Consider the following 1,850-nt stretch of genomic DNA (forward strand, 5'->3'; position numbering starts at 1 on the left):
TTATTTTATTTTAATAAATTTTAATTATTTCTAATTATTTTTAATTATTTTTAATTATTTTAATTTCATTTTTCTAGAATAATTTTTATTAAAATTTTAATGATGATTTTTTACAATTAGCAAATTATTTAAATAAGTATATAAAAATTTAAAACTATCTTATTTTAATAAACTTTTCAATGATTTAAATGTGTGATGAAATTATAAAAAACATTCAAAGGAATCTTAGCGGAAATTCTGATTTGGACAAGAGTTATCTTGTTTCCCAATTGGACTTTTATAAAAACCATGAGCATGCTCCACAAATCATAAAAGGGATTTCCGCCCTATTCTGGGATTGTCTTACAGATGATGAAGTTGACTTTTTGGACAAGTCCCACAATAATAATGAAATCTTAAAGGCATTTGATGATGTTATAGAACTGATTGAGGCAAAGGATAAGGGTTCTGCCTTAATCCTGCTTGAAGGATTCTTTAAGAATTTCAATGATGATTATTCCAATTCTTCAAAATACCAATATCACAGTTTTTTAAATCCTCTTGAAGTTCTGATTTTTTATAATTACATTGGATTCGATAGCTCAAAGCTTGAATTCTACAATACAGAAGAAGATAAAAAGGCAATTGACAAAAAGAACAATACTCCATTCCTTAAGCGCAATGTTCATTCCTTAGGCAATTATGACCATAGGGGATTTGATGATCCGATTGCATACAGAAGGCAAAACAGAAAGCGTAACAGATATAGGGGAAATCAAATCAATATAAATAAGAGCATAAATAAGGTTTCAGATATTATAGTAAATAAAAATAATGGTGGAAATAAAAAAGAGGATAAATCAAATGAAAAATCCGATAAGGAAAATAAAAAGGAATTGAGATTAATCCCATATTCTAAACCATTATTTGATTTATATTATATTTATGGGTCATTGCTTGCAGAGAAATCTCGTTTTGATGAGGCGGAAGTCTATTTGAAAAGGGCATTGAAGATAAATCCAATATCCTCAAAGGCTCTTTTGGAACTTGCAGACATCTACAAGTTAAGGACAGTAACCTTCAACAGGTTTTTCCTTCTAACCATGGAAGCCTTGAAATATGCATATTCTCTTAAGGACATAGCTAAGGCATATAGAAACATTGGGTATTATTATTTGGAGGAGTATAATCTTGAGGTTTCCGCCGTCTTTTATAATCATAGCCTTAAATTTGAAAACAACAAGAATGCAATCAAGGAACTTGATTATATAAGCTCAAGAGGAGTTGATTTTATCATTGATGATGAAAAATCACTTGAGATTATAAAGTCAAAGAATGTTCAGGAGGATGTTAATCCATTTATTCTAGATTCCTTGGAGACTTTAAGTTCCTATTTCCACTCAAGAGGATTTTTAAATCAGGCTTTATACTTTTATAGAATTATGTATGAGTTAACAAATGATCCTTTGGTTTTTGATATGATTAATCGTTTGCAGAATAAGATTTAAGTTGATTTTTAAATATGGTTGGCTTGAGTTTTGTATGCTTTTTTTAAAATTAGACTCTTTTTCATTTTATTTTAATTCTTTTTTTTATTAGAATCTTTTTTTTAATGCTTTTAAAATTAGAATTTTTTATTTAATTTTGAGTTTGACATGTCGCAATGGAAATCCTCTTGACTACGAGAACATGTAGGAGAGAATAAAGAGATGGCTGAAGTCCAATTTTTCCCAAATCACTCAGTAGGAACTCAGTAAGCACTCAGTAGTTAGAGCAAAAATTAATAGTTCATGATTTTTTTGTTCTGCTTTCTATTCCTTTTTTAATAATGTGGTCGAAGATTGTATACAAATAGTTACTTTTATATACAA

1 protein-coding gene is annotated in these 1,850 nt (G+C 28.3%); it reads left to right on the forward strand.

Going from position 1 to position 1,850, the window contains the following annotated elements; genetic code table 11:
* Nucleotides 1–188 precede the first annotated feature (188 nt).
* Nucleotides 189–1,487 (forward strand): hypothetical protein, encoded by a 1,299-nt coding sequence (locus Q0138_RS01425; RefSeq protein WP_297979911.1) that lies wholly within the window; start codon nt 189–191, stop codon nt 1,485–1,487.
* The last annotated feature ends 363 nt before the right edge of the window (nt 1,488–1,850 follow it).

Origin of the sequence: uncultured Methanobrevibacter sp. (assembly GCF_937906425.1) — an archaeon.
In the GTDB taxonomy this organism is placed as follows: domain Archaea; phylum Methanobacteriota; class Methanobacteria; order Methanobacteriales; family Methanobacteriaceae; genus Methanobrevibacter.